Raw genomic sequence first — 6,462 nt, 5'->3', positions numbered from 1 at the left:
CTGGGTGTCATCATTGATGGCATGATTTCCTGAAGGATTGAAGGAAATCATTTTCTTGTTGTTCTGCTGCTTTTGCCTACTTTTTGCGGATAAAGGAGAATAAGCTAGATTAAGTTAATGATTGTATCATTTGCTTTTTTTTCCAGCATACTATAAACTAAAAAACGAGGTGATCAGTATGAATGCATTGCAATTGATTGGCAATACGCCAATGTTTGAATATAAGGATAATATTTATGTGAAGCTTGAGAAATACAACTTAGGCGGCAGCATCAAAGACCGTGCTGTTTTGGGTATGCTTGAGGATGCTCAAAAACGCGGACTTCTAAAATCGGATACGGTGCTTGTGGAGGCCACCAGCGGCAATACCGGTATAGCCCTTGCTATTATTGGCCGTCAGTTTGGTTATAAAGTTGTCATCGTCATGCCGGAAAGTATGAGTATTGAAAGAAGAAAGCTGATCTTATCTTATGGGGCTGAATTGATTCTGACTGATAAGGCTAAGGGAATGCAGGGAAGTATTGATAAGGTCAACGAGCTGATGGCCGCTAATCCTAATTATTATTCACTGGGCCAGTTTGATAATCCGGCAATGGTTCAGAAGCATTTTGATACAACTGCGGTGGAAATTATGAATCAGGTGCCTGATCTTGGTGTGTTTATCGCCTGCTCAGGAACCGGCGGTACCATTACTGGTGTCGCTAAACGATTAAAGCAGGACAAGCCTGATGTTTTAACGGTATTAGGTGAGCCTGCCGGCAGTCCGCTGCTGAGTGAACAGCGGCTAGGTCCGCATGCAATCCAGGGAATCGGGCCTAATTTTGTGCCAAGCGTACTTGATTTGAGCGTGATTGATGAAATTGCGGTGGTCAGCGATGAAGAAGCGATTCAGGAAACGATCCATTTCACAAGGGAAACCGGTATTTCCATCGGTATTTCCAGCGGGGCAAACATCGCCTTGGCTAAGCGGTACCACGCATTATATCCTGACCGCAAAATCGTGACAGTAGCACCAGACGGCGGCGATAAGTACCTGTCCGTATTGGATTTTGGGGCATAGCTATGAATTGGTTTTCATTGCTTTGGTATAATGTAAATCGTGTTGTGGAAGTGGACCCTGCCGCTCATTCAAGACTGGAAGTGCTGATTCTTTATCCGCATATTTGGGCATTGATTTTTTATCGCTTCGCGCATTTCTTTTATAAATGCCATCTGTTTTTTATCGCCCGTCTGATTTCACAGATTGCCCGTTTCTTAACCAATATTGAAATCCATCCCGGCGCGACGATTGGCAAGGGGCTGATCATTGACCATGGTACTGGCTGTGTCATCGGTGAAACAACGGTTATCGGTGATGACTGCCTGCTTTATCACGGCGTTACCTTAGGCGGCAACGGACGCGGCAAATGCAAGCGTCATCCGACTTTATTAAATCATGTCATGGTCGGCTGCAATTCCAGCATTCTTGGTAATATTACGCTTGGCAATTATGTTCAGATCGGAGCCAACAGTGTGGTAACAAAGGATGTCGAGGATCATCAGGTTGTCTATGGTTTGGCGGCTAAGGTTCGGCCAGAAAAATGCACTGATGCTGACCGTCCAAATATTATAAACGTAAACCGCGACTAAACAGTATTTGTGATAGATTGACAAAATAAGCAGTGAGGAGAACAATTTCCCTCACTGTTTTCATTTTTAGGCATGTTTATGATTGACTTGCATTGATTTGAATAGTACCATAAAAATGATATTAAACTTAATATATTAAGCAGAAAGGAGAACTATGCGTACTAAAATCAATAAATATCGTCAAATTGAGGAAGAAATCATCGCTGATATTAAATCGGGAAAATTAAAACCCGGCGATAAGGTTGACAGTGAATCCGTACTGAAAAAGAAATACAATGTCTCTACGATTACTGTGCGGAAGGCTTTTACCGATCTGATCAATGACGGTTATCTTTACGGTGTTCAAGGTCTTGGCACCTTTGTCGCAAAGAAACAAATGATCCGCGGTTTAACTTCCATCAGCTTTTCTGAAGAATTAATTCAACTGGGATATGAGGTTGATATGATTATCGATTCCATTGAAGAAGTAGAGAATAGTGTAGCAAGTGAAAAACTGGGGCTTGATCCGCACGCAACACTGGTCTGTATCAAACGTGTGCGGATTGCTAATAAAGAACCGATGGCCTATCATATTTCATATTTTGATCCTGAGGTTTTATCCTGCGAGCAGGCGCAAAGTCTTTATGAGACACGTTCACTCTACAAAACGTTGGCGCAGATAGGCATCTATCCTGAATGGGTGAATGAAAACTATTCAGTCAAGGATATCAATGAACCCAATGTGGTAAATCAGATGAATGTGAAAAAAGGAACGCCGTCATTTTTTATCAAGCGGGTTACTTTTGATGAAAAGGATAAAGTAATCGAATATGCGGAAACGTATTTTAATCGGGATAATTATTCCGTCACTGTAAACATCAAGGTGTGAGTTCACACCTTTTTATTTGCGCAATTGTTGTAAGCGCTTAATTTCTTATTGACAAGGAACAGAAAGCATGTTAATCTCTTAATAGATAACATGTTAATATATTAAGTAGGAGGGCTTATGGAAATAAAAAATTATAGTCAGGGTTATGAACAGGGGGTTGTGGATTGCTGGAACCGCTGTTGTACATTTGATCCGATTGATGTGAAAAAGTTTAGGAAGCAGGCGTTGTTTGATGATAACTTCGATGAATCCTTAAGCTGGGTTGCGGTAAATGATGAACGTGTTATTGGTTATATTCTGGCAACTAAGCGGAAGTTTCCATACTTGGAACGCGGTCTTGAACCGGAAAGAGGCTGGATCAATGTAATTTTTGTAGATGCTGAATATCGGGGCATGAATATCGGCGAGCAATTGCTGATGAGAGCGGAAACGGCTTTGAAATCACTCGGCGTAAAAAATATAACGGTGGGTGCTTACAGTCCGAATTATTTCTTTGCCGGTATTGATGCTGACAACTATCCGGAAGCAATTTGTTTCTTTGAAAAGCACGGCTATATCAGCGGTGATCAGCATTATTCAATGTGCAGAGATTTACATGGCTATCAGCTGTCCGAGTCCACTCAGAAGAAAAAGGTTGAAGCAGAAGCAAAGGGCTATCGTTTTATTCAATTTAATTATGCTTATGCGCTTGATTTGCTGCGTTTCCTGAAGGATGAATTTGGCGGCGGCTGGAAGCGCAATGCCTTAATCAGCATGCAGAATGATGAGGCTGAGGATCTGATTCTTCTTGTTTTGGATCATGACGAAAATATTGTGGGCTTCTGTATGCGCAAGATTGACGGCAACCCTATGCGTTTTGGCCCGATCGGTATCAGTGAAAAGGCCAGAAATGCCGGCCTTGGCGGTATTCTCTTAGAGCTGCAGATGGCTGAAATGGCTAAGAAGGGAATCTATCATATGTATTTTGTCACTACGGATGAACCTGGCAGAAGATATTATGAACGGCATGGCTTAAATGTATTTAGATCATTTATTGATTACAGAAAGGACATATAGTATGAGTAAAGTACAGCGAGTAGTCTCAATCGGCGCGCATTCCTTGGATGCGGAATTAATGGGCGGACCGTTATTATTAAAATATGCTAAGCAAGGTGCGCACTGCACATGCATGCATGTTACCCAAGGCCGTCTTGAAGATCCCAATGCTACCAAAGAAGAATGTGACGCTTATTTAAAGGAATTGCTGGATCAGAACCAGCGCGCTGCTGCCAAGCTTGGCGCCGATACGCTTTGGCTGGGATATGTATCAAGTAATATGCCAACCACGGAGGTATTTTCTGATCGATTAGAAAAATATTTTATTGATGAAAAGGTTGATTTAGTCATTACCCATTGGCGCGGTTCAATGCATCCACGGCATATTAATACCCATGATGCAGTTGTTCGGGCGGTAAAGCGGATGCGTGAAAATGGTTCAGCGATTAAACTGCTTTATGGCGAAACCTTTGAGGATTTAGTTGGTTTTATCCCTCAGGCTTATATTGGCTTGGAGGATGCTGAAATTGAACAGTGGTATTCGGCATTAAATGAATATACGGTGTTTAAAGGCGGGGTAAATGATTTCCCTTATCAGCAATATTATCCGACAAACTTAAAAGTACGTCAGATTGAGTCAAATCATTCTAAAAAATGTGTTTGTTATATGTATGCAAGCTTAATTGAAAATGAATTGTGGTAGAAAGGCAAAAGCCGGGAGGAAATTATGGGAAAAGTGTATGTGCGCGTAGATGATCGATTAATTCATGGTCAAACAGTGTTAGCTTGGTGTCCGACATTATCGATACAGGAGATTATCGCAATTGATAATGACAGTGCTTCAAATCCGATGCTGAGATCAATCATGGAAATGGGTGTGCCTAAAAACTATGCGACGAAAATTGTGACGGTTGATCAGGCTAAAGAATTATTAAGGGAAGACAGTTCTAAGACAAGGCTGGTTATTGTTAAATATCCAAGCCGTTTAATGGAAATTCAAGAAGAAATTGCCGGCTGTGAATTTATTATATTAGGCAACATTGCAAAACGCAGTGACAGTGTTCATCAAGTAAAAGGGGCTACAGGTATTTTTTTCTTGAGTGAACAGGATGTAAAAGATATTGACAGTTTAGTTGAAAAAGGTTTTAAAGTGGACTTTCAGCAATTGCCGAATGCTGCCGGCATGAGCTGGAGTGCATTTAAGAAAACAATATAGGGAGGAATATCTATGACTATTCAGATTCTACTAATCGCATTGTTTATTTATCTTGGCTCGATTGGCTCAATTGTAGGGAATACCATTGGCTGGTATACATTGGGCAGGCCGTTAGTTGCATCATTTGTTGTTGGCATTATCATGGGGGATATCAATAGTGCTTTGATTGTTGGTATACCGCTGCAAATCATGTATATGGGTAATGTAACACCGGGCGGTGCGGTTGCTTGGGACTTATCCTATGCAACCTATATTGGTACAGCGGCAGCATTGATTTTCGGCAAAGGCTTAGATGCCACCGGTTTAATTGGTTTAGCGGTTGTATTTGCTGGTATCGGCGGTTTAGTCGGACAATTGATGTGGAATGTATCTTATGCACTTAATCTGCCTTTAAATCGCATTGCTCATAAATATGCGGAAGCGGGCAATACTTCTAAAATGTATATTCCTAATATGGTATTAGGTCAGTTAATCGGTTTCGCATGCCGTTTCATACCGGCTATCATTGTATTGACATCAATGACGGCAGCTTCCGGACAGGCTGATTTTGCTACTTTGATTCCGAATTGGGTTACTACTGGCTTGAGTGTCTTCGGCGGCATGATGGCTGCTCTTGGTATGGGCATCTTACTTTCATTCCTGTTAAAGAAACGCTATGATCTGGCGATTTTCTTAGGCGGCTTTATTTTAGTTACTTATTTTGGTTTAAATACAATGGCGGTTGCTGTTGTCGGGGTAATTACAGCAGTGCTTTATTATGCGGTGATTACTAAGGGAAAGGAGACTGTATAAGATGAGTGAGGTTAAGAAAATCAGTCCTAAGACACTAAAAAAATCATTCCATAGTTGGTTCTTCTTCAATGGCTGTTCGCAACAGGCAGAATCAATGCTGGGAATGGCATTCGGACAGTCTATGGCACCGGTCATTGATGAATTATATACAACAAAAGAAGAAAAAGCAGCTGCTTTATTGCGTCATGTAACGCTGTTTAATACCGAAGCGCAAGTCGGTTCAATCTGTAATGGTATTGTATGCGGCTTGGAAGAAGCGAATGCGAATGGCCAATGTACACCGGAAGTTATTGAATCCGTAAAAGTAGCCTTGATCGGGCCTACCAGCGCGATTGGTGATTCATTGTGGGTAGCAACCATTATTCCTATTTTACTGACAATCTGTTTATCCATTTCACAATCCTCACCGACCTCCGCATGGATCGGCCCGCTGCTTTATATGATTGCCTATCCGATCATCACTTACACATTAAGCTGGTGGTTATTCAGAATGGGCTATCGTTCAGGACTTGAGGGCATGCAGGGCTTTATGGGCAGCGGAAAATTAGACGCGTTTACTGATACGATGGGCGTTTTAGGCTTAGTGGTTGTCGGTGCTTTAACCGCATCCTTTGTAAGCTTAACATTACCGATTCAAATCGTAAAAGATGTATTAGACGGCGCGACCGGTGAAATCATTCCTGCCCAAGTTTTATTTAATGCTGATGCGATGCTGAATTCGATTTTCCCTCAATTATTACCTTTATTATTAACTCTGGGTGTCTATTATCTATATTCTAAAAAGAAATGGTCACCGCTTAAATTAATGGCTTTGATTCTGGTGCTTGCTGTTGTTTTAACGGCAATCGGCTATGCTACTGGATTCTACGCATAAATAAACAGCCTAAATAATGAAAAGCACGGTCAATATGAAAAAAGAACG

8 protein-coding genes are annotated in these 6,462 nt (G+C 41.5%); all 8 read left to right on the top strand.

Annotated elements, in window-relative coordinates:
- The first annotated feature begins 178 nt into the window (after positions 1-178).
- The 8 genes from DWZ33_RS17105 (at position 179) to DWZ33_RS17070 (ending at position 6,414) form a co-directional block, all read left to right on the top strand.
- On the top strand, positions 179-1,060 hold the full coding sequence (locus DWZ33_RS17105) for a PLP-dependent cysteine synthase family protein (protein WP_118456161.1): 882 nt from the start codon (positions 179-181) through the stop codon (positions 1,058-1,060).
- 2 nt (positions 1,061-1,062) lie between these two features.
- Positions 1,063-1,629: a serine O-acetyltransferase EpsC gene (gene epsC / locus DWZ33_RS17100; RefSeq protein WP_022938254.1), complete on the top strand. Its 567-nt coding sequence runs from the start codon at positions 1,063-1,065 to the stop codon at positions 1,627-1,629.
- Positions 1,630-1,783: 154 nt separating this feature from the next.
- Positions 1,784-2,497 (top strand): GntR family transcriptional regulator, encoded by a 714-nt coding sequence (locus tag DWZ33_RS17095; RefSeq protein WP_022938253.1) that lies wholly within the window; start codon positions 1,784-1,786, stop codon positions 2,495-2,497.
- 117 nt (positions 2,498-2,614) lie between these two features.
- Positions 2,615-3,553 (top strand): GNAT family N-acetyltransferase, encoded by a 939-nt coding sequence (locus DWZ33_RS17090; RefSeq protein WP_118456159.1) that lies wholly within the window; start codon positions 2,615-2,617, stop codon positions 3,551-3,553.
- Between the two features lies 1 nt (position 3,554).
- Entirely contained in the window at positions 3,555-4,235 is a 681-nt protein-coding gene (locus tag DWZ33_RS17085) for a PIG-L deacetylase family protein (protein WP_022938251.1), read from the top strand.
- Between the two features lie 24 nt (positions 4,236-4,259).
- A complete protein-coding gene (locus DWZ33_RS17080; protein WP_022938250.1) occupies positions 4,260-4,748 on the top strand; it encodes a PTS sugar transporter subunit IIB in 489 nt (162 codons plus the stop codon).
- Between the two features lie 12 nt (positions 4,749-4,760).
- Entirely contained in the window at positions 4,761-5,540 is a 780-nt protein-coding gene (locus tag DWZ33_RS17075; protein WP_118456157.1) for a PTS mannose/fructose/sorbose/N-acetylgalactosamine transporter subunit IIC, read from the top strand.
- Between the two features lies 1 nt (position 5,541).
- Entirely contained in the window at positions 5,542-6,414 is an 873-nt protein-coding gene (locus DWZ33_RS17070) for a PTS system mannose/fructose/sorbose family transporter subunit IID (protein WP_022938248.1), read from the top strand.
- Positions 6,415-6,462 lie beyond the last annotated feature (48 nt).

It is taken from the genome of Dielma fastidiosa (genome assembly GCF_003475485.1).
GTDB lineage: Bacteria > Bacillota_I > Bacilli_A > Erysipelotrichales > Erysipelotrichaceae > Dielma > Dielma fastidiosa.
The sequence above is the reverse complement of the archived record's forward strand: the minus strand, read 5'-3'. Positions and strand labels throughout refer to the sequence as shown.